We start from the raw sequence: 20452 nt of genomic DNA, 5'->3' as shown, positions 1-20452 counted from the left end.
GCAGGGTATGGGGCTGTCCTCGTTGCGTTGACAACGGGGATGGGTCTATACCCAGGTGTTAAAGGGGCGGATGGACCGCCCGCAGCGCGCTCAGGGCTGGGCGACGCCGCGCTCGAGCAGCTTGAAGGTGCCCGTGGCCATGCCCAGCAGCTCGCCCGCGTCGTTGCGGATTTCGCCGCGCGCGAAGGAGATGCTCTTTCCGCGGCGCTCGCACACGGCGTGGCAGATCATGTCGCCCGGCGCAGGGGCCATGAAGTGGATCGTCAGGTCGATGGTGACCACGCCGTACTTGCGCGGGTCGTGGGCGCGGCAGGCGGCCGACAGGCCGGCATCGAACAGCGTGGCGATCATGCCGCCGTGCATGTCGCCGCGGCTGTTGGTGAAGGCCTTGTTGTAGGGCAGGCGCACACGGCAGTGGTGGCCGGCAATGGCTTCGCCGGTGAGCCGGATGGTGCGCGCCATCTCCATGGGCAAGCCAAAGAACTCGTTGTCGGCGGTTTCGGTGAACAGGGGCAGGTCGGGAACAACAGGCATGGGATATTGCGGGGGTATTGCTGGGGTGCTGCTGGAAAAGGTCAACGAATGCCGCCGCGCCAAGGCGCACGGTGGGTGCGACAACGGGGCCCGACGGCAGGCGCGCAAGTGTCGCACGCAGGGCGTGCGGGCCTTGTCGCCGCGTGCCGCCGTTCATGCCCTCGGCATCAGTCCAGCATGGCCCCGGCGGCCTTCATCACCTTGGCCCACTTGGCGCTCTCGTCCTGGATGAACTGGGCCAGGGCGGCGGGGCGGGTGTCGGGCGAGGCTTCCAGGCCCTGGTCGGCCAAGGCCTGCTTCACCCTGGGCGAGGCCAGCACGCGGGCAAAGGCCTGGTTCAGGGTGGCCTGGCGGTCTGCCGGCAGGCCCTTGGGCGCCACCACGCCGAAGAACACGCTCACGTCGTAGCCTTTCACGCCCTGTTCGGCGATCGTGGGCACCTGGGGCAGTGCCTGCGAGCGCTTGAGCGTGGCTACGCCCAGCGCGCGCACGCGGCCGGCTTCAGCATAGGGCTTGGCGGTGAGGATGTCGGTGAAGGTCATGCCCACCTGGCCGGCCAACAGGTCGTTCAGGGCCGGGCCGGTGCCTTTGTAGGGCACGTGCATGAGGTCGGTGCCGGCCATGCCGTTGAACAGCACGCCCGCCAGGTGCGACGAGGCGCCGTTGCCTGACGAGGCGTAGCTGAGCTTGCCCGGGTTGGCCTTGGCGTAGGCGATGAGCTCGGGCACGGTCTTGACCGGCAGCTTGGGGTTCACCACCAGGATGTTGGGCAGGTAGCCCACGTAGATGATGGGCGTGAAGCTGGTCGCGGGGTCGTAGTTCAGCTTGCGGTACAGGCTTTTGTTGATGGCCAGCGGGCCCGAGGTGCCAAACATCAGCGTGTAGCCGTCGGGCTGGGCACGCGCCACGTAGTCGGCGCCGATGTTGCCGCCGGCACCGCCCTTGTTTTCGACCACCACGGGCTGGCCCAGCAGCTGGCTCAGCTCGGCCGCCAGGGTGCGGGCCATAGCGTCGGTCGGGCCGCCGGGCGGGAAGGGCACGACGAACTGCACGGGCTTGCTGGGGAAGGTTTCGGCCCAGGCCGGCGCGGCGGCCCAGGTGGCCAGCGAGGCCAGGGCCAGGCCGGCAACGAGGCGGCGCGACAGGGTGATGAGATTGTTCATGCTTGTCTCTTAATTTTTAAGCAGTATGGGGTGGCTGCCGTTTGCAGTGAATCGAGCATGGCCTGATACTGCTGTTTGGAATTGCCTGACTCCGCCAGCGCCGGGCGTTGGTAAGCCGCCGCCTGGCGGTGAACGAGGCGGAGGGGGAATGTGGGGGGCGTCAGCCGACCTGCGCACGCTGCGGGGCAAGCCGATCAGCCAGGCAAGCCGATCAGCCAGGCGAGCGGTTCAGGCCGGCTGGACGCAGGCGGGCTGGGAGTTCAGGCTCAGCCCTGCGCCACGGCGGCGGGCTGGGCCGCCTGCCAGTGCTCGGGCAGCCCATCGGGCGAGAGCGGGTCGCGCGGCAGCACGCGGTGCCACAGCGCCAGTTGCGACCAGCGCATGCGCTCGGGCGAGTCGATGCGGGCCGCCTCCCAGGCCATGGCGATGGCCGTGGTCACGTGGTAGAGGGCCGACGCGGCCTGCCGGGCCAGCACATCGCCGCCGTCGCGTGCGGCCGTGGCCACCAGCGCGGCCGCGCGGTTCAGGCCGTCGCGCAGGGCCTGCTCGTAGGCGGACGTGAGCAGGGCATGACCGCTGACGCCGTCCAGCAGGCCGGCGAGGTGGGCCTGCAGCACGGGCAGCGAGCCCTCGCGCTTGGTGGCGCGAATCACGTCGAGTGCGACGATGTTGCTGGTGCCTTCCCAGATCGAGCCCAGGTGGGCGTCGCGCAGGATGCGGGGATCGCTCCATTCCTCGATGTAGCCGCAGCCGCCGCGCACCTCCATGGCGTCGCCGGCCACCTTGCGCGCGTCGCGGCAGGCGCGGAACTTGATCATGGGTGTCAGGATGCGGGCCAGGGCATAGGCGTCCGGTTCGCCGGCGTCCGAGCGGGCCAGCGCCTGGGCGGTCTGGAACACCATGGTGCGCGCCTGCTCGGCGGGCACGCGCAGCTTGTCGAGCTGGCGCTGCATGAGCGGCATCTGGGCCAGCTTCTTGCCGAAGGCCTGGCGGTTGGCGGCGATGAACTCGGCTTCGCCCACGGCGCGGCGCATCAGACCGGCGGCGCGCACGCCGTTCGACAGGCGCGAGTTGTTCACCATGTCGGCCATCTGCACGAAGCCGCGGCCCTCTTCGCCGACCAGGTAGGCGGTCGCGCCTTCCAGTGTGATCTCGCCGCTGGCCATGGACCGGGTGCCCAGCTTGTCCTTGAGGCGGATGATGCGGTAGGCGTTGGCGCTGCCATCGTCGAGTGTCTTGGGCAGCAGGAACAGCGACACGCCCTTCATGCCCGGCTGCTCGGTGTTCGAGCGCGCCAGCACCATGGCGAAGTCGGCGTCGGGGTTGGAGCAGAACCACTTGTCGCCAAACAGCTTCCAGCTGCCGTCGGGCTGGGCCTCGGCGCGCGTGACGGTGGCGGCGATGTCCGAGCCCGCGGCCTGCTCGGTCATGAACATGGCGCCCTGCGCCAGCTCGTCGAAGTCCAGGCTGGTCAAGCGCGGCAGGTACTTCTCGACCAGCTGGGGGGCACCGAACTTCTTGAGCGTGCGCGTGAGCGAGTCGGTCATGGACACCGGGCAGCACAGGCCGAACTCGGCCTGCACGAACAGGTAGAACAGCACGTACTTGACGGCGGGCGGCAGCTTGCCGGGTACGCCGAACATGTCCTCGCGGTGCGACACGGTCGCCATGCCGAATTCCGACAGGGCCAGGCGCTCCATCTCGACGTAGGCGGGGTGCTTGTGGATCACCTGCTGATTCAGGCCGGTGCGGGTGCGCAGGCTCAGCGTCGGCGGGTTCTTGTCCGAGATGCTGGCCAGCTCGTCCAGCGGGCCGCCGGCCAGCGCGCCCAGGCGGGTGAACACCGGGGTGAGCTTGTCGAGCACGGCGGGGGGCAGGTAGAGGCGCAGCACGGCCGCCAGTTGCTCGTCGCTGGTGTAGAAGTTCTGGCCCTGGCGATCGGGAATCGCGGGGTTGACGGGGGGCTGGGCGGGGGACGTCGTCATGGGGTGTCTCCGAAGACTGCGGCGAATGACGAGATTCTTGGTCGGCCGAAGATATCTGTCTAATATTGTTGATATCTTGTTTCATAGGAATTGCGAATCCATGGAGCTGCGCCATCTGCGTTACTTTCTGGTGCTGGCCGAGGAGCTGCACTATGGCCGCGCGGCCGAGCGCCTGGCCATGTCGCAGCCGCCGCTGTCGGTCGCCATCCGCCAGCTCGAAGACGCGGTGGGCACGCGGCTGCTGGAGCGCAACAGCAAGTCGGTGCGGCTGACGGCGGCCGGCAAGGCGCTGGCGGTGTCGGCCCGGCAGGTGCTGGAGCAGGCCGAGGAGGCCAAGCGCCTGGCGCACGCCGTGGGCGAGGGCAAGGCGGGCCGCCTGCGCGTGGGCTTCGTCGGCGGCATGCTGTTCCGTGGCCTGGCCCAGGCGCTGCAGCAGCTGGCGCACACCCACCCGCTGCTGGAGGTGCACCTGACGGAGATGAACACGCACGACCAGCTGCTGGCGCTGGCCCAGGGGCGGCTGGAGCTCGCCTTCGTGCACAGCGCGCCGCCCCAGCCCGGGCTGCAGGTGCAGCTGCTGGCCAGCGAGCAGTTCGTGGCCTGTCTGCCGCAGGGGCACCGGCTGGCGGGGCAGCCGCGCATCGAGCTGGCCCAGCTGGCCGACGAGGCCTTTGTGCTGTTCTCGGCCACGGCGTCGCCCGACTACCACGTGCAGATCCTGCACCTGTGTGCGCAGGCGGGCCTGAACCCCGCCATCCGCCACGAAGTGCGGCACTGGCTGTCGGTGGTGTCCATGGTCGCGCAGGGCATGGGCGTGGCGCTGGTGCCGCAGTCACTGAGCCAGGCCGGCTTGCCGGGGGTGGCCTACCTGCCGCTGCGGCACCGGGTGTCGCCCTCGCAAACCTTTGCCGCCTGGCGCACCGAGAGCGACCCGGCCGTGGCGGCCCTGCTGGGCCACCTGACCTCGCGGCCGGGCGACGAGGTGCGCTCGCCGGCCCCACCTGAGGCGTGAGTGCAACAGGGACGCGCGGGGCGTCAGCGCGGGCTGCACGCATCGGTGCCCCGCAGATGACCGATCCGTTGGGCAGGGTGGAGGTGCACAAAAAATCGGAGTATGGCTGCCATTCCGTTTTTCATTCAACAGCAATGCATGGATACTGCCTTTTCAGATGGCATGAAGGCTGTCCTCCAGCGGGGCTGATGGCTTGCCGAGGTGGCGGCGTCCAGGCGACTGGGCAGCGCAAACCGGCACAAAGCCACACCGTGGCGTGGGTTGTGCAGTGCACAAAAACGGCATGTGGTTTATACTTAGTCCTAAGGGTTTTCACTGATAGGGAAAACCACCAGATTCCCGGCGCAACAGATGCGTGCCGAGACTCCAGGACCTGATCGCATCTGATTGATCGGAAAGACCACCATGCTGCACGCATTCCACGAACTGCTGAATTTCATCGAAGAAGCCCGTCGCGCTCACCTGGCCATCGCCAGCGAGTGACAGGCGGCTGACCACTCAGCGCAGGAACGGGGCCTCAGGGCCCCGTTTTTCATGCGGTGGCGCGCGGCCCTGCGGGGCGCGAACAGCGTCCCGGTTGCGGCCCCGCATGGGGTTTTGGCCGCTGTGGCGGCCGCGAAGGCCTTGCCGAACGACGCGCCAAGGCCAAACTGTCATGTGCAGTGCGGCCACCACCGTTAAAATCGAGGGCTTTGCTCGGTTGGATCGGGCAAAACCATCGCTTTACCCCTAGAAAGTCATCATGGCCATTGAAAAAACCCTCTCCATCATCAAGCCCGACGCCGTTGCCAAGAACGTGATCGGCCAGATCTACGCCCGCTTCGAAGGCGCCGGCCTGAAGGTGATCGCTGCCCGCATGCAGCACCTGTCGCGCCAAGAGGCCGAGCAGTTCTACGCCGTGCACAAAGAGCGTCCCTTCTTCAAGGACCTGGTGGACTTCATGGTCTCGGGCCCGGTGATGATCCAGGCGCTGGAAGGCGAAGGCGCCATCCTGAAGAACCGTGAGCTGATGGGCGCCACGGACCCCAAGAAGGCCGACAAGGGCACGATCCGCGCCGACTTCGCCGACAGCATCGATGCCAACGCCGTGCACGGTTCGGACGCTGCCGAAACCGCCGCCGTTGAAATCGCTTTCTTCTTCCCCGGTCTGGCCGTTTACTCGGGCCGTTGATCGGCACATGAGCCGCGTGCGCCTGGAGGTGTTGCCATGACCATGACGAATCTGCTGGATTTCGACCTCGATGGTTTGGCTGCGTATTGCGAGCAGCTGGGGGAAAAGCGCTTTCGCGCCACCCAGCTGTTCCGCTGGATTCACCAGCGGGGCGCGCGCGACTTTTCGCAGATGACGGATCTGGCCAAGTCCCTGCGGGACAAGCTGGCCACGCGCGCCACCATGGCCGCGTTGCCCGTCATCAGCGAACACACGTCGGCCGACGGCACGGTGAAGTGGCTGTTCGACGTGGGCGATGGCAACGCCATCGAAACCGTGTTCATCCCCGAGGACGACCGCGGCACGCTGTGCGTGTCGTCGCAGGCCGGCTGTGCCGTGGGCTGCCGCTTCTGCTCTACGGGTCATCAGGGGTTTTCGCGCAACCTCAGCACCGGCGAAATCCTGGCTCAGCTGTGGTGGGCCGAACACACCTTGCGTGAGCGCTTTCGGCTGCAGGCAGTATCAGCCGATCCTCGTTCCACAGACAACGGAAAACCTGGCATACCCCTTGCTGGCGCTGCAGAGCGCGTGATCACCAATGTGGTCATGATGGGCATGGGCGAGCCGTTGCAGAACTACCGCGCCCTGGTGCCGGCGCTCAAGGTCATGCTGGACGACCACGGCTACGGCCTGTCGCGCCGCCGCGTGACGGTCTCCACCTCGGGCGTGGTCCCGATGATGGAGCGCCTGATGCAGGATTGCCCCGTGGCCATGGCGGTGTCGCTGCATGCGCCCAACGACCCGCTGCGCGACCACCTGGTGCCGCTGAACAAGAAATACCCGCTGGCCGAGCTGCTCGCCACCTGCAAGGCGTACCTGGCGCATGCGCCGCGCGACTTCATCACGTTTGAATACTGCATGCTCGATGGCGTGAACGACCAGCCCGAGCATGCCCAGCAGTTGATCGACCTGGTGCGCACGCACGACGTGCGCTGCAAGTTCAACCTGATCCCGTTCAACCCGTTTCCGGCCTCCGGCCTCACGCGCTCGCCCCATGCGGTGGTGCAGGCCTTCGGCCGCCGCCTGAACGAGGCCGGCATCGTCACCACGGTGCGCAAGACGCGCGGCGACGACATCGACGCGGCCTGCGGCCAGCTGGCTGGCGACGTGAAGGACCGCACACGTGCCGCCAGCCGCATGGCCGAGCGGCGCGTCGTGATGATGCAGACCGAGCCTGCACCGCGCGCCGCACGACCTTGACGGATTTGTGCCCCCATTCGTTTGCACTGGAGACACCATGAACGCCTTTGCCCGCAGCGCCCACCGCCCGCTCTTCCCGATGGAGGCGCACTGGCGGTCCTGGACCCGGCAAGGGGCGGTGGCGGTGCTTGTGGGGGCGGCGTTGCTGGTGGGGTGCACGAGCACCCGCACCACCTCCAGCACCAACTCGACCGACCTGGCCGATGCCGACCGCAAGGTGCAGCCCAACCGCGAACGGGCCACCATCCGGCTGACCCTGGCGACCAGCTACTTCCAGGAAGGGCAGTACGACGTGGCGCTGGAGGAAACCAGCCGCGTGCTCGACATCGACGACACCTTCAGCGATGCCTACAGCCTGCGCGGCCTGATCTACCAGCGGCAGGGCGAGTTTCCCAAGGCCCAGGCGAGCTTCCGGCGCGCCCTGCAGCTCAAGCCATCCGACGCCGATGCGCGCCACAACCTGGCGCTGATGTACTGCCAGAACAACCAGCTGGCCCAGGCGGTGGACGAGTTCAACCAGGCCGTGGCCGCCGCGCGCCAGCGTGACCGCGGCAAGACGCTGCTGGCCATGGGCATCTGCCAGGTGCGCTTGGGCGACCGTAACGGCGGCGAGGCCAGCCTGGCGCGGGCCCTGCAGGCCGACCCCGGCAACCCGCTGGCGGCCTACAACCTCGCCTTGCTGCAGTACCAGCGAGGCGCCTATCCCGAGGCCATGGCGTCGGTCCGCGTGCTCAACAATGGCGACCGCGCGAATGCCGAGTCGATGTGGCTGGGCATCCGCATTGCGCGCAAGGCCGGCGATGGCCGCACCATGCGTGACCTGATCGAGCAAATGCGCCGACGCTTTGCGTCGTCCCCGCAATACCAGCTGTTGGAGCAAGGGGCTTTTGATGAGTGATTCTCAGATGCCGGAAGGCGTTCCGGCGGAAGAGTCCGTGACCGATGCGGGGCCTGTGACCGCGGGCCGTCTGCTGCGCGAGGCGCGCGAGCGCATGCACGTGGACGTGGCCGTGCTGGCCTCCATGCTCAAGGTGCCCGAACACAAGCTGCGCGCGCTCGAGGCCGATCAGCTCGACCAGTTGCCCGACCTGACGTTTGCGCGCGCCCTCGCGGCCAGCGTCTGCCGCACGCTGCAGATCGAGCCGGCGCCTGTGCTGGCCTTGCTGCCCCAGGGCACCAAGGCCGGTGCCTTGCCCGGGCGCGGGCATGCGCCCATCAACGCGCCCTACCGCACGCAAAGCGAATCCACGGTGGCGGCGCGCACGGGCTCGGTGCTGCAAAGCCGCTACATCTGGCTGGTGTTCACCATCTTGCTGGCGGCCGTGGTGCTGGCCCTGCTGCCCAGTCTGGACCGCCTGAGCCTGCCGGACGCCGGCCAGGACACGCGCGCCGTGGCGGCCCAGCCGGCGGCTTCGGTGGCCGCGGCTCCGGCGACCGACATCGCGTCAGCGCCGGTCGAGGTGGCGTCGGCAGCCGCCGCGCCGGCCGCAGCCGGCAGTGCCGCCGTCGCGGCGCAAGCGCCGGCCTCGGCCGCTTCGGCTGTCGTGACCAGCGGCGACGACCTGCACCTGACGGCCGCCCAGGACAGCTGGGTGCAGGTGCGCGATGCCTCGGGCAAGACCTTGCTGAGCCGCACGATCAAGGCTGGCGAGACGCTGGGCCTGACCGGCCAGGCGCCCTACCGCGTGGTGGTGGGCAACATCCAGGGTCTGACCCTGCAGGTGCGCGGCCAGCCGTTTGATTTTTCGACCGTGACCAAGACGACCACGGCGCGATTCGAGGTGCAGTGATGTCGCAACAACCGTTGACCGGCCTGTCGGTCCTCCTGCCGTCCGATCCGGACCAGCCAATCGCCCTGGCCGGCGCACGGCCACGCCGCTCGCTGCAGGCCCGGGCGGTCTGGGGCCAGCGCGTGGTGACCATCGGCGGCGACGCGCCGGTGCGCGTGCAGTCCATGACCAACACCGACACGGTGGACGTCATCGGCACCGCCATCCAGGTCAAGGAGCTGGCCCTGGCTGGCTCCGAGCTGGTGCGCCTCACCGTCAACACGCCCGAGGCGGCCGAGGCCGTGCCGCACATCCGCGACCAGCTGGACCGCATGGGCATCGACGTGCCGCTGGTGGGCGACTTCCACTACAACGGCCACCGCCTGCTGAGCGAGGTGCCGGCTTGCGCCGAAGCCCTGTCCAAGTACCGCATCAACCCCGGCAACGTGGGCAAGGGCGACAAGAAGGACAAGCAGTTCGGCCAGATGATCGACGCCGCGCTGAAGTGGGACAAACCTGTGCGCATCGGCGTGAACTGGGGCAGCCTGGACCAGGAGCTGCTGGCCAGCCTCATGGACGCCAACAGCCAGCGTGCCCAGCCCTGGGAGGCGCGCCAGGTCATGTACGAGGCGCTGATCACCTCGGCCGTGGATTCTGCCAACCGCGCCGTCGAAATGGGCATGTCACCGGGTCAGGTGATCCTGTCGTGCAAGGTCAGCGGCGTGCAGGACCTCATCGCCGTGTACCGCGCGCTGGCGCGCCGCTGCAACTACCCGCTGCACCTGGGCTTGACCGAGGCCGGCATGGCGACCAAGGGCACCGTGGCCTCGAGCGTGGCGCTGGGCGTGCTGCTGCAGGAGGGCATTGGCGACACCATCCGCGTGAGCCTGACGCCGCAGCCCGGCGAAGCGCGCACGCAAGAGGTCGTGGTGGCCACCGAGATCCTGCAGGCGCTGGGCCTGCGCGTGTTCGTGCCCAGCGTGACAGCCTGTCCCGGCTGCGGCCGCACCACCAGCACCACGTTCCAGGAGCTGGCCAAGCAGATCGACGACCACCTGCGCGCCAACATGCCGGTGTGGCGGGCCAAGTACCCGGGCGTGGAGGCGCTGAAGGTGGCGGTCATGGGCTGCATCGTCAATGGCCCCGGTGAGAGCAAGCATGCCGACATCGGCATCAGCCTGCCGGGCACGGGCGAGGCGCCCGCGGCGCCGGTGTTCATCGACGGCGAGAAGGCGATGACGCTGCGCGGCGAGAACATCGCGCAAGAGTTTCACGTGCTGGTGGAGGAGTACATCGAGCGGCGGTTTGGGTGAGGTATGGGTTGATTGCCGTTGATGTGATAACGGTGATGGATTGATGCTGCAGATGCCCGACTTTGTGGGCTGAATCACCACCTGTGGTGTGAGGAGTTGGGGAGCCGGGACATGCGCCCGGCGGCGCACTCACTTTTTTGCTCCGCCAAAAAGTGAGCAAAAAAGGCGGCCCCTACTTCCCGTGACCCCTTTGGGGCAACCTGGTTTTTTGGCTGTTTGGGCGAGTCCGCGCAAACTCGCTTCGCTCAAACAAGCGCGGCCCTTTTCCGCCCAAACGGCCAAAAACCAGGCACGGGCAGAAGGGGGTAGGGGAGAAGCGTTTCGCCCGGAACGGTCGGGTGCTGGCGTAAGCGACGCTTGCCCCCGGTCTTGCTCCCTTCCCCCTCTGGGGGGAGGGTTGGGGTGGGGCCGTGCGACGATTGCTTGCCAGTGAGGCCAGCCGCCTTGTTGAAGGATGGATGGAGTATGGATTGATTGCCGTTCGTGCATGAACGGATGCCAGTCCATACTCCTTGTTGATTGATTGAAAGCAGACCGAATGGCGAAGACCGCGACCTTGACGGCCCTGAAGGGCATGAACGATTTGATGCCGCCGGTGACGGCGCGCTGGGAATGGCTGGAGGCCCAGGTGCGCGAGCAAATGGCGCGCTTTGCCTACCAGAACGTGCGCCTGCCCATCCTGGAGCGCACCGAGTTGTTCGTGCGCGGCATCGGCGAGGTGACGGACGTGGTCGAAAAGGAGATGTACGCCTTTGCCGACCGCGCCGACAAGCACGGCGAGTTCGACCACGTGAGCCTGCGGCCTGAGGGCACGGCCGGCGTGGTGCGGGCCGTGGTCGAGCAGAACCTGTTGCGCGAAGGCCCGCTGCGGCTGTGGTACGCCGGCCCCATGTTCCGGCGCGAGAACGTGCAGCGCGGTCGCCAGCGCCAGTTCCACCAGATCGGTGCCGAGGCGCTGGGCTTTGCCGGCCCCGACGTGGACGCCGAGCTGATCCTGCTGGCGCAATCGCTGTGGAAGGCCATCGGCCTGACCGGCGTGCGCCTGGAACTCAACAGCCTGGGCCAGCCCGACGAGCGCGCTGCGCACCGCGCCGAGCTGATCGCCTACCTGGAGGCGCATGCCGACCAGCTGGACGAAGACGCCAAGCGCCGCCTGCACAGCAACCCGCTGCGCATCCTGGACACCAAGAACCCCGCCATGCAGGACCTGGTGAACGGCGCCCCCAAGCTGATGGATTTTCTGGGCGAGGCCTCGCTGGCGCATTTCGCGGGCCTGCGCGCCATCCTGGACGCCAACGGCGTGGCCTACACCCTCAACCCGCGTCTGGTGCGCGGGCTCGATTACTACAACCTCTCGGTGTTCGAGTTCGTGACCGACCAGCTGGGCTCGCAGGGCACGGTGTGTGCGGGCGGCCGCTACGACCACCTGATCGAACAGATCGGCGGCAAGTCCGCACCGGCCGTGGGCTGGGCGCTGGGCATGGAGCGCATCCTGGAGCTGTTGAGCGAGCAAGGCCAGGTGATCGAGGCGCCGGTGTCCGATGCGTTTGCCGTGGTGCAGGACGCCACGCTGATGCCGCTGGTGCTGCAGACGCTGACCGGCCTGCGCGAGCGCGGGGTCAAGGTGCAGATGCACGCGGCGGGCCCCGACGGCTTCGGCGCCATGAAGAAGCAGTTCAAAAAGGCCGATGCATCGGGGGCGCGCCACGCGCTCATCTTCGGTGGCGATGAACTGGCGGCGGGCGAGCTGTCCGTGAAGCCGCTGCGGGGCGAGCGCGAGGCCCAGGGCGAAGCGCAGACGCGCTTTGCGCTGGCGGCGCTGGACGCGCTGGCCCAGCACCTGCGCGGCTGAGGCTTTCTGCCGCCCGCCTACAATCGTCCGTTTTTCTCACCGGCAAGCACAGCAACCGCATGGCAGCACATTACGACCTCCAGGAACAGGAACAGCTGGACGAGCTCAAGCACTTTTGGAACCGCTGGGGCACGTTGATCAGCTCGGTCATCATCGTGGCGTGCCTGTGCTTTGGCAGCTGGCGGGCCTACGAGTATTGGCAGGCCAAGCAGGGCGCCCAGGCGGGCGCGCTGTATGAAGAGGTCGAACGCGCGGCCGAGGCCAAGGACCTCACCCGCGTGGAGCGCGCCTACAGCGATGTCAAGGCGAACTACGGCAGCACCACCTATGCCCAGCAGGCGGCCCTGATGGCGGCCCGGGCCCTGTACGAAGGCGGCCAGGCCGACAAGGCCCAGGCTGCGCTGCAGTGGGTGGCGGCCGAGGGCAAGGACCCCGGCCTGCAGGCCATGGCCAAGCTGCGCCTGGCAGCCATCCAGATCGGCAACAAGGCCTACGACGAGGCGATCAAGACCGTGTCGGGCAGCTTTCCCCTGGACTTCCAGGCCCTGGCAGCCGACCGGCAGGGCGATGCGCTGAACCTGCAGGGCAAGTCGAGCGAGGCGATCGAGGCCTACCGCAAGGCCTACCGTCAGTTGGGCGAGGGCAACGACTACCGCCGCCTGGTCGAGGTCAAGCTGGCGGCCCTGGGCGCGGACGCCCTGGGCAACATCGGCGTGGGGCCGGATGGCGCCCCGGCTGCCGCCAAGCCTGCCAGCGGCAACTGAGCACAAGGAGCATCACCATGAGCATGCGTCACCTGTCGTGGACTGCGCTGGCCGCAGCCACCGTGGTTTTGAGCGCCTGTGGCACCAGCAAGCCCAAGCCCGCCGAGCTGGGCCCGAACGTGGCGCTGATCGCCGTGGGCCAGGCCTGGTCCAGCAACGTGGGCCCGGTGCAGTTCCCCCTGCAGGTGCATGTGGTGGGCGATCAGCTCTGGCTGGCCTCGTCGGCCGGTGATGTCGTGAGCCTGGACGGGGCCAGCGGGCGCGAGCTGGGCCGGGTGAGCCTGAAGGCCGGCCTGGTGGCCGGCGTGGGCAGCGATGGCAAGCGTGCCGCTGTGGTCACCGAAGCCGCGCAGCTGGTCGTGGTCGAAGGCGGCAAGGAAATCTGGCGCCGCAAGCTGGGCGCGCAGACCTACACGGCGCCCCTGGTGGCCGGCGGGCGCGTGTTCGTGCTCGGCGGCGATCGCTCGGTGCGCGCCTACGACGGCGCCTCTGGCCAGCTGCTGTGGGACCAGGAGTCGCGCCAGCAGGACCCGCTGGTGCTGCGCCAGTCCGGCTTGCTGATGCCGGTGGGCAACACCCTGCTCGTGGGGCAGGGCGGCCGCATGACGGCCATGGACCCGGGCGACGGCCACCTGCTGTGGGAGGCCCCGGTGGCCACGCCTCGCGGCGCCAACGACGTGGAGAAGCTCGCCGACCTGATCGCGCCCGTGGCGCGTGATGGCACCGACCTGTGCGTGCGCGCATTCCAGGCCAGCGTGGGTTGCGTGGATGCCGCCACGGGCCAGATCGGCTGGACCAAGTCGGCCAACGGCGCCACCGGCGTGGCCATGGACGAGGACTTCGTGTTCGGCGCCGAAGCCGATGGCGTGGTGCAGGCCTGGTCGCGCAAGGGCGGCGAGAACCGCTGGAGCAGTTCGCGCCTGCGTTACCGCCAGCTGAGTGCGCCGCTGGTGCTGGGGCGCTCGGTCGTTTTTGGCGACAACACCGGCCTGGTCCACATGCTGTCGCGCGCCGACGGCAGCCCGCTCAACCGCCTGAGTACCGACGGCTCGCCCATCGTGGCTGCCCCGGTGCGTGTTGCCGGCAGGCTGGTGGTGGTGACGCAAAAAGGCGGCGTGTTCGCGTTCCAGCCGCAGTGAGGCTGACGCGCCCGTGAAGGCGGGCCAGGCGGTGGGCTCGCCGACTTGATCGAACGGTGCATCAGCAACGCGATTCAGCGTGCACTCCGTCATCAGCGCACGCGGCGCACAGGGCCACCGCGTACATCGGGGCGGGCTCCGCAACCTTGTCTCCAAAGTCTGCGCCCGGCAGCGTCCGGGGCACACGCCCATCCGGCCCGTGTTCGCGGCCACCGATAATCGCGCCATGAGTTCAGCAAAAGTCCTGTTTGGTTTCCATGCCGTGGGCGTGCGCCTGAAAACGGCGCCGCAATCGGTCATCGAGGTCTACGTCGACCCCACGAGGCGCGATGCCCGCATGAAGCAGTTTCTGGCGCGCGCGCGCGAAGCCAACGTGCGCCTGATCGAGGCCGATGGCCCGCGCCTGGCCAAACTGGCCGGCAGCGCCGGCCACCAGGGCGTGGCGGCGCGGGTGGAGCCCGTGGCCATGGCGCGGTCGCTCGACGACCTGCTGGATCAGCTGAGCGGCCCGCCGCTGTTGCTGGTGCTCGATGGCGTGACCGATCCGCACAACCTCGGCGCCTGCCTGCGGGTGGCCGACGGCGCCGGTGCGCATGCCGTGATTGCGCCCAAGGACCATGCTGCCGGCATCAACGCCACCGTGGCCAAGGTCGCCAGCGGCGCGGCCGACACGGTGCCGTACTTCATGGTGACCAACCTGGCGCGCACGCTGGGCGAGCTCAAGGAGCGCAGCATCTGGGTCTATGGCACGGCCGGCGAGGCCACGCAAAGCCTGTACCAGACCGACCTGCGCGGTCCGGCTGCCCTGGTGCTCGGCGCCGAGGGCGATGGCATGCGCCAGCTGACGCGCAAGACCTGCGACGTGCTGGTGCACATCCCCATGCAGGGCGCCGTCGAGTCGCTCAACGTCTCCGTCGCCAGCGGCGTGTGCCTGTTCGAGGCCCTGCGCCAACGCAGCGCCTGAAGCTCGCAAACACCGGCGCATTGGCCTGACGGGTTGATGGCCTGGGCCACGCGTGGAGGTCGAGCGGCCCGGCGTCGAGCTTGTTCAGCTTGCGACGGAGGACTGTGCGCAGGGCAGTGTGAGTCCGCGTTGATCACAGAGGTGCCGCCGGCATTTGATTTTTGATGATGGAGTATCTGGGGTCTGGCGTTTTCTAATAAACGGAAATGGCCTGATACTCCTCACGCCTTGAATCCGTCCAGCGGACTCCGTTGATGACGCGAGCAGGCTGCTCGCCCGTGCCAACAGACGCGCTGGGGATGTTGCGGGGCAGCTCCCCCAGGCGTGGCCGAATCGCACCTGCCCGTGGTTGCCGGGCAGCGCCCACGGGTGCACGCGTGATGCTGCAGACAGCGGCGAGCAATCTGGGCAAGGTGTCACTTGCCGCTGCCGGGACAGTCCGGGTTCGGACGCGTCCCAGCGTCTTTCAGGCCGCGCCGTGCACGCTTGGCATGGCGCGACCGCCCGACGCAAACGCTAAGGCAGGGCGTGCGCGGCCTGGGCCGATGCGAGCAAGCGCAGGCCGGTTTTCTGGACGAAGTCGGCGTAGCTGAGGGGCGCCGTCACACGGGCCTTGGGGTCGTTGGCCTGCCAGTGGGCCCAGGCGCGGCCGGTGCTGGCGTCGTACACCAGCTTGAACAGGTGCGTGGGCACGGCCACGCGACCGGGGCCGATGGCGCGGCTGCGACCGCTGTACACCGGGCCTGAGAACACGAACACATCGCCTCGCGCGCGCTTCACATACTGCCGCGTGTCCTGCTCGATCTTGAGCCAGGCGCCCGCGTTGTGGGCCGGGTCCTGCGGCACGATGTTGGCGAGCGAGAAGCTCTGCGCCATGGCCTGCGGGCTGCTCATGTCGGCGGCCGGGGCCAGGTGGCCGCGGGCATAGCCGCTGCCCCTGTAGTCGTCGAGCTGGGCGCGATGGCTGAAAGGCAGGCGGGCTTCGGGGTAGAACTGGTCGGTGCGCTGCTGGTTTTGGGCGGCGCGCAGCGAGGCCTTGTTCAGCCGCTCGACGACGAAGACCGGCGTCTTGGTGTCGGCGTTGTGCAGCACGGCAAAGCTGTTGAAGCACAGTTCGCGCCAGGCGCTGGACGACGGCATGGGCGGCGGCCTGCCGCCCGGGAACAGGCCGGGGCATTTGTCGAAGCCGACGGCCTGCGCGCCGGGCCGGTTCGCGCTGGTGCTGATGGGCGGCGTGAGCAGCTCGGGGTGCAGCACGCAGCTGACCGCTGTGAACGCCGCCAGCGCACTGCTGGTGAAACTGGTCCAGAACCGCTGGGCCTTGCCCTTGGCCAGCTGAAGCTGTTGACGGGTGCGGCCACCCGACCGCCGGGCAGCGGGCGAACGCCGGGCTGAGGTCCGGCTGCGGGCGCCGGCGCTTGGGGATGACGCCACGCTCAACCCCCCATGCCGGGTGTGGTGGGGTAGTGGATGCGTTCGACGCGCAGGCGCTGCGCCAGGTCTTCCGGCGTTTCGGGCAGGTCCAGCGTCAGGCTCTCGGCCGGCATGCACTCGGCCTCGGGGTGTTCGCGCCGGATGTCCGCCTCCGTGGCGCGGTGCGGGGTGGTGTACCACTTGCCGGTGCGTGGGTCTTGCACGCGCCAGAAGTAGAGGGTGATCTGTTGCATGTCTGCGGAGAGGATGGCCTGTTTGAACTGTGTAAATATACAGTAATTTTTGGGGTGTTTTTCAGGGCTGCAGGCCGGGTAGCAGCAGAATGCCTCTGGCGGAGACAGGGAAGGATTGGCAGGCGATGCGCGCAAAGGATGAAGCCAACAGATGGGCAGTATCGACCCACTCCGATGGTTTTTCAAACGGCATAAGGCTCATACTGCATGAAAGTGTGTCGACCTGATCCAAGGTGGATGCACCTGATCAGCCGGCGCTGCCCTGAGCCACGACGCGCAAGCGCAGGTGTGGCCGCCGCCGCGAGGTGTCAGATGCCGATGGGCCATCGACCACGCGTCGGGTTGGCTTTGCCGTCAGAGGTTGGAGCGTCCATGCGCGCGGCAACGAGTGCCGCTCAGGCGCGACCCGGTGCGCCAGCAGGTGCTGCGCCCTGGCCTGGCTCTGGCGCCCGGTTTCACCCGTCACTCGATGCCCAGGTCCAGCCGGGCCACGAGTGCGCGGCTGTGCGCGTTCAGGCCGATGACCTCGACCGGGCTGCCGTGTTTGCGGAGGCGCTGGCAGACCTTGTCCAGGGCGTTGACGGCCGTGATGTCCCAGAAATGGGCGTTGGTCAGGTCGATGCGCACTGGCCGGCCGGCGACGTCGCGCACGTCGAAGGCATCGACCAGCAGGTCGGCGGAGGCAAAGAACACCTGCCCGCTCACGCGGTAGCTCAGGCTGTCCGCGCCCCGGTCGTCGACGTCCACCGCCAACAGCCGCGAGACCTTGAAGGTGAAGAACACCCCGCTGAGCAACACGCCCACCACGACCCCGGCCGCCAGGTTGTCCGTGGCCACCGTGACCACCACCGTGGCCAGCATCACGACGCTGGAGAGCTTGGGATGGCGCAGCAGCGCGCGGGCCGAGCCCCAGTCGAGGGTGGACGCCGACACCATGACCATGATGGCCACCAGGGCCGCGATCGGCACCTGAGACACCCAGGGCTTGAGCAACACCATCAGGATCAGCAGGAAGGCGCCGGCAAACAGCGTGGACAGGCGGCCACGCCCGCCATAGCGCACGTTGCCCACGGTCTGGCCGATCATGCCGCAGCCGGCAATGCCGCCAAACAGGCTGGCGGCGATGTTGGCCAGGCCCAGGCCGCTGGCTTCGCGGTTCTTGTTGCTGGGCGTGTCCGTCAGCTCATCCACCACGCTGGCCGTCATCATGGACTCCAGCAGGCCGACCATGGCGATGGCCAGCGCGGGCAGGGCGATGATCTGCAGCGTGCCCAGTGTCACGGGCACCTGGGGCCAGGCGAAGCTCGGCAGGCCATCGGGCAGCAGGCCGAGGTCGGCCACCGTTTTCACCGGCAGGTTCAGCGTGCTGGCGGCGACCGTGAGCACGACGATGCAGACCAGCGGCGACGGCACCGCGGTGGTGAGCCTGGGCAGGCCGTAGATGATGAGCAAGCCTGCGCACAGCATGGCCCAGGTCGCGCCGTTGGCACCGGTGAGGTGGGGCAGCTGCGCGGCAAAGATCAGGATGGCCAGCGCATTCACAAAACCCGTGCGCACCGAACCTGACACGTAGCGCATCAGCACGCCCAGCCGCAGCCATCCGAACAGGATCTGCACCACGCCCGCCAGCAAGCCCGCCGCGAACAGGTAGGCCACGCCGTGCGATTGAACCAGGGGCGCAGCCACCAAGGCCACCGAACCGGCGGCGGCCGACACCATGGCGGGCCGCCCACCCGCGAACGCGATCACGATGCTGATGACGAAGGAGGCGAACAGGCCGACCGCCGGATCGACGCCGGCCACAAACGAAAAGGCGATGACTTCGGGGATCAACGCAAACGTGGCGACCGCGCCGGCCATGAGTTCGCGCGGGATGCTGGGCGCCCAATCGGCGCGCAAGGACGGGTGAGAAGACATGGTGCAGGACAGGGGAGAGGGTGCCCAAAGGGTATGCAGTTGTTTGCGTCTGATGAGTATCGCTAAGGGCTGGATACTGGCTGACCTGATCGGGTGTGGCGATGAGCGATGCGCACCGTCCGGGCGGCAGGACGGGTGGCCGACGGTGGCGTCGCCCCGCCTGCGATCGCGCGGGGTGGCCAGGCGGCTGCCCGCACGGGGCGAAAAAAAACCACCCGTGAGGGTGGTTTTTTCAGTGTAGTGGCGGAGCGAGAGTCCGCCATTCAAACATCCAGCAATGTCCAAGATGGTATGAATTGGCCAGCAATATCAATGATTTGGGTTGTGTTGTTGTCCAACCTCATTCAACCAACTCTGCCAAAATCCAGCACCTGATGTGGGCTAAGATGTGGGTCAGAAAGTTAGGCGGAGAGTCTCATGCCCAAGAAAGCGAAGGAGTTGTCGGCCCTGGCCGTCGCCAAGATCAAGGAGGATGGGCGCCATGCCGTGGGCGGTGTGGATGGCTTGCACTTGCGGGTCGTGGGCGCCTCCAGAGCCTGGGTGCTGCGCATCGCCGTAGGCACTCGGCCAGGCGCCGATGGCCAGCCCCGCATCCACCGCCGTGACGTGGGCCTGGGCAGCTTCCCGGAGGTCTCCCTCGCCGAAGCCAGGGAGCGTGCGCGCGAGATGCGCCGGCAAGTGCGTGACGGCGAAGACCCCGTGCTCAAGCGCCAGGCCAGCAAAGCCGAGGCGGCCCTTGCATCGACCAAGGCCAAGACCTTCGAAGAATGCGCGCAAGCCTACATCGCTGCCAACCGAGCCGGTTGGAAGAATGCCAAGCATGCCCAGCAATGGGAGAACACCCTGGCCAGCTACGTCTACCCCAAGTTGGGACACCTGCCCATTGCCGCCATCGACACCGGCCTTGTTCTGGACGTCTTGCAGCAACGCATCGGTGAGTCCGGTGCCCAGGAAACCCTGTGGCTGCACAAGACCGAGACCGCCAGCCGCCTGCGTGGGCGCATGGAAGTCATCCTGGACTGGGCCTCATTCCGAGGCTATCGCCAAGGCGAGAACCCTGCGCGGTGGAAAGGCCACCTCGAACACGAACTGCCCGCCCGCAGCAAGGTGCAAAAGGTCGAGCACCATCCAGCCCTGGCCTACGCCGACATGGCCACCTTCATGGCCGAGCTGCGCACCCGCGACGGCGTCTCAGCCCGTGCCCTGGAGTTCGCCATCCTGACGGCCGCACGCTCTGGCGAAGTCCGAGGGGCTCAGTGGTCAGAAATCGACTTCAAAGCCCGAACATGGACCATCCCCGCCTCGCGCATGAAGGCCGGCAAGGAACACCGAGTCCCTCTGGCCGACGACGCCATCACCTTGCTCCAGGCCTTGCCACGACAAGTCGGGAATGAACACGTCTTCCTCGCCCCCAAAGGCAAGCAACTCTCGAACATGTCCCTCACCGCAGTCCTGCGTCGCATGGGCCGAGGCCATCTCACCCAGCATGGCTTTCGATCGACGTTTCGAGACTGGGCGGGCGAGACCACCACCTACCCCAGAGAGGTGTGTGAGCATGCGCTGGCGCACAAGCTGGCCGACGGGGTGGAAGCCGCGTACCAGCGCGGGGATCTGCTGGCCAAGCGTGCCGGCCTGATGGCGGATTGGGCCAGCTACTGTGGGTCGTCCAGATCGGCCCATACCTGAAGACGTGGGCCGCCGCGCAGTTGATCGACTCCATGGGCCAAGGGCCGATCCTCATCACACGACCCATCGTCACGCCGATGGGCCGGCCTTCGGACTCAAATTCAAGCGACCGCATTTACTCAGGGAAGCCCTGGAGATTGTTGCGCAAATCATCTCAAAAATAGCCGTGAAATCAATAACTTATGAGATCATGCCAAGTGAAATCAAGCTCGCGGGCATCTCAGCCTCACGTAAAGTCATCTACGTCGATGCGGGTCCAATAAGGTCCTGCCAAGAC

18 protein-coding genes are annotated in these 20452 nt (G+C 67.7%); 11 read left to right on the top strand and 7 right to left on the bottom strand.

The annotated features are described in order from the left end of the window. Positions 1-90: 90 nt before the first annotated feature. From CCO03_RS13625 to CCO03_RS13615, 3 genes are all read right to left on the bottom strand, one after another. A complete protein-coding gene (locus CCO03_RS13625) occupies positions 91-534 on the bottom strand; it encodes a PaaI family thioesterase (RefSeq protein ID WP_087281900.1) in 444 nt (147 codons plus the stop codon). A 167-nt stretch (positions 535-701) separates the two neighbouring features. Then, entirely contained in the window at positions 702-1697 is a 996-nt protein-coding gene (locus CCO03_RS13620; protein ID WP_087281897.1) for a Bug family tripartite tricarboxylate transporter substrate binding protein, read from the bottom strand. A 266-nt stretch (positions 1698-1963) separates the two neighbouring features. Then, on the bottom strand, positions 1964-3682 hold the full coding sequence (locus tag CCO03_RS13615) for an acyl-CoA dehydrogenase family protein (RefSeq protein WP_087281896.1): 1719 nt from the start codon (positions 3680-3682) through the stop codon (positions 1964-1966). Between the two features lie 100 nt (positions 3683-3782). On the opposite strand from CCO03_RS13615, the gene CCO03_RS13610 reads away from it, so the two are divergent. Beyond that, positions 3783-4694 (top strand): LysR family transcriptional regulator, encoded by a 912-nt coding sequence (locus tag CCO03_RS13610; protein WP_087281894.1) that lies wholly within the window; start codon positions 3783-3785, stop codon positions 4692-4694. 312 nt (positions 4695-5006) lie between these two features. On the opposite strand, the gene CCO03_RS19830 is transcribed toward CCO03_RS13610, so the two are convergent. Next, the gene (locus CCO03_RS19830; RefSeq protein ID WP_157667687.1) at positions 5007-5192 is read right to left on the bottom strand and encodes a hypothetical protein; all 186 of its coding nucleotides are present in this window, start codon (positions 5190-5192) and stop codon (positions 5007-5009) included. 244 nt (positions 5193-5436) lie between these two features. Here CCO03_RS19830 and ndk point away from each other — a divergent pair, with 244 nt between their 5' ends. The 9 genes from ndk (at position 5437) to rlmB (ending at position 14905) form a co-directional block, all read left to right on the top strand. Then, a complete protein-coding gene (gene ndk / locus CCO03_RS13605) occupies positions 5437-5865 on the top strand; it encodes a nucleoside-diphosphate kinase (protein ID WP_087281892.1) in 429 nt (142 codons plus the stop codon). A 36-nt stretch (positions 5866-5901) separates the two neighbouring features. After that, positions 5902-7104 (top strand): 23S rRNA (adenine(2503)-C(2))-methyltransferase RlmN, encoded by a 1203-nt coding sequence (gene rlmN, locus CCO03_RS13600; RefSeq protein WP_087281890.1) that lies wholly within the window; start codon positions 5902-5904, stop codon positions 7102-7104. 37 nt (positions 7105-7141) lie between these two features. Beyond that, positions 7142-8002 carry a tetratricopeptide repeat protein gene (locus CCO03_RS13595; protein ID WP_087281888.1) on the top strand — a complete coding sequence of 287 codons (861 nt, stop codon included), beginning with the start codon at positions 7142-7144 and terminating at the stop codon, positions 8000-8002. Beyond that, the gene (locus CCO03_RS13590; protein WP_087281886.1) at positions 7995-8894 is read left to right on the top strand and encodes a helix-turn-helix domain-containing protein; all 900 of its coding nucleotides are present in this window, start codon (positions 7995-7997) and stop codon (positions 8892-8894) included. The genes CCO03_RS13595 and CCO03_RS13590 overlap by 8 nt, the downstream gene beginning before the upstream one ends. After that, complete coding sequence (ispG, locus tag CCO03_RS13585; protein ID WP_087281884.1) at positions 8894-10186, top strand: flavodoxin-dependent (E)-4-hydroxy-3-methylbut-2-enyl-diphosphate synthase; 1293 nt, start codon at positions 8894-8896, stop codon at positions 10184-10186. The genes CCO03_RS13590 and ispG overlap by 1 nt, the downstream gene beginning before the upstream one ends. Before the next feature lie 538 nt (positions 10187-10724). Further along, complete coding sequence (gene hisS / locus CCO03_RS13580; RefSeq protein ID WP_087281882.1) at positions 10725-12038, top strand: histidine--tRNA ligase; 1314 nt, start codon at positions 10725-10727, stop codon at positions 12036-12038. A 59-nt stretch (positions 12039-12097) separates the two neighbouring features. Continuing rightward, positions 12098-12802 (top strand): YfgM family protein, encoded by a 705-nt coding sequence (locus tag CCO03_RS13575; RefSeq protein WP_087281880.1) that lies wholly within the window; start codon positions 12098-12100, stop codon positions 12800-12802. Between the two features lie 23 nt (positions 12803-12825). Beyond that, positions 12826-13941: an outer membrane protein assembly factor BamB gene (bamB, locus tag CCO03_RS13570; RefSeq protein ID WP_418236062.1), complete on the top strand. Its 1116-nt coding sequence runs from the start codon at positions 12826-12828 to the stop codon at positions 13939-13941. Positions 13942-14167: 226 nt separating this feature from the next. Next, positions 14168-14905, top strand: coding sequence for a 23S rRNA (guanosine(2251)-2'-O)-methyltransferase RlmB (gene rlmB, locus CCO03_RS13565; protein WP_087281876.1), 738 nt, complete (start codon positions 14168-14170; stop codon positions 14903-14905). 516 nt (positions 14906-15421) lie between these two features. Here rlmB and CCO03_RS13560 read toward each other — a convergent pair. The 3 genes from CCO03_RS13560 to CCO03_RS13545 form a co-directional block, all read right to left on the bottom strand. Continuing rightward, complete coding sequence (locus CCO03_RS13560) at positions 15422-16345, bottom strand: DNA/RNA non-specific endonuclease (protein ID WP_236903819.1); 924 nt, start codon at positions 16343-16345, stop codon at positions 15422-15424. Then, entirely contained in the window at positions 16342-16572 is a 231-nt protein-coding gene (locus tag CCO03_RS13550) for a hypothetical protein (protein ID WP_087281870.1), read from the bottom strand. The genes CCO03_RS13560 and CCO03_RS13550 overlap by 4 nt, the downstream gene beginning before the upstream one ends. A 462-nt stretch (positions 16573-17034) precedes the next feature. Further along, positions 17035-18489, bottom strand: a complete 1455-nt coding sequence (locus tag CCO03_RS13545; RefSeq protein ID WP_087281868.1) for a SulP family inorganic anion transporter — start codon at positions 18487-18489, stop codon at positions 17035-17037. Positions 18490-18906: 417 nt separating this feature from the next. Here CCO03_RS13545 and CCO03_RS13540 point away from each other — a divergent pair, with 417 nt between their 5' ends. Next, positions 18907-20175 (top strand): tyrosine-type recombinase/integrase, encoded by a 1269-nt coding sequence (locus tag CCO03_RS13540; protein ID WP_087281866.1) that lies wholly within the window; start codon positions 18907-18909, stop codon positions 20173-20175. Positions 20176-20452: the final 277 nt, after the last annotated feature.

Source organism: Comamonas serinivorans (genome assembly GCF_002158865.1).
Taxonomy (GTDB): Bacteria; Pseudomonadota; Gammaproteobacteria; order Burkholderiales; family Burkholderiaceae_C; genus Comamonas_E; species Comamonas_E serinivorans.
Note: the sequence above shows the minus strand (reverse complement) of the source record. Positions and strands in the feature narration are given on the sequence as shown.

What these genes read in the sequence shown, in the direction of transcription:
- CCO03_RS13540 (WP_087281866.1), top strand. Translation starts at nt 18,907, where the DNA reads ATGCCCAAGAAAGCGAAGGAGTTGTCGGCCCTGGCCGTCGCCAAGATC.
- hisS (WP_087281882.1), top strand. Translation starts at nt 10,725, where the DNA reads ATGGCGAAGACCGCGACCTTGACGGCCCTGAAGGGCATGAACGATTTG.
- CCO03_RS13595 (WP_087281888.1), top strand. Translation starts at nt 7,142, where the DNA reads ATGAACGCCTTTGCCCGCAGCGCCCACCGCCCGCTCTTCCCGATGGAG.
- ispG (WP_087281884.1), top strand. Translation starts at nt 8,894, where the DNA reads ATGTCGCAACAACCGTTGACCGGCCTGTCGGTCCTCCTGCCGTCCGAT.
- bamB (WP_418236062.1), top strand. Translation starts at nt 12,826, where the DNA reads ATGCGTCACCTGTCGTGGACTGCGCTGGCCGCAGCCACCGTGGTTTTG.
- CCO03_RS13625 (WP_087281900.1), bottom strand. Translation starts at nt 534, where the DNA reads ATGCCTGTTGTTCCCGACCTGCCCCTGTTCACCGAAACCGCCGACAAC.
- ndk (WP_087281892.1), top strand. Translation starts at nt 5,437, where the DNA reads ATGGCCATTGAAAAAACCCTCTCCATCATCAAGCCCGACGCCGTTGCC.
- CCO03_RS13545 (WP_087281868.1), bottom strand. Translation starts at nt 18,489, where the DNA reads ATGTCTTCTCACCCGTCCTTGCGCGCCGATTGGGCGCCCAGCATCCCG.
- CCO03_RS13590 (WP_087281886.1), top strand. Translation starts at nt 7,995, where the DNA reads ATGAGTGATTCTCAGATGCCGGAAGGCGTTCCGGCGGAAGAGTCCGTG.
- CCO03_RS13550 (WP_087281870.1), bottom strand. Translation starts at nt 16,572, where the DNA reads ATGCAACAGATCACCCTCTACTTCTGGCGCGTGCAAGACCCACGCACC.
- CCO03_RS13615 (WP_087281896.1), bottom strand. Translation starts at nt 3,682, where the DNA reads ATGACGACGTCCCCCGCCCAGCCCCCCGTCAACCCCGCGATTCCCGAT.
- CCO03_RS13610 (WP_087281894.1), top strand. Translation starts at nt 3,783, where the DNA reads ATGGAGCTGCGCCATCTGCGTTACTTTCTGGTGCTGGCCGAGGAGCTG.
- rlmN (WP_087281890.1), top strand. Translation starts at nt 5,902, where the DNA reads ATGACCATGACGAATCTGCTGGATTTCGACCTCGATGGTTTGGCTGCG.
- CCO03_RS13620 (WP_087281897.1), bottom strand. Translation starts at nt 1,697, where the DNA reads ATGAACAATCTCATCACCCTGTCGCGCCGCCTCGTTGCCGGCCTGGCC.
- rlmB (WP_087281876.1), top strand. Translation starts at nt 14,168, where the DNA reads ATGAGTTCAGCAAAAGTCCTGTTTGGTTTCCATGCCGTGGGCGTGCGC.
- CCO03_RS13575 (WP_087281880.1), top strand. Translation starts at nt 12,098, where the DNA reads ATGGCAGCACATTACGACCTCCAGGAACAGGAACAGCTGGACGAGCTC.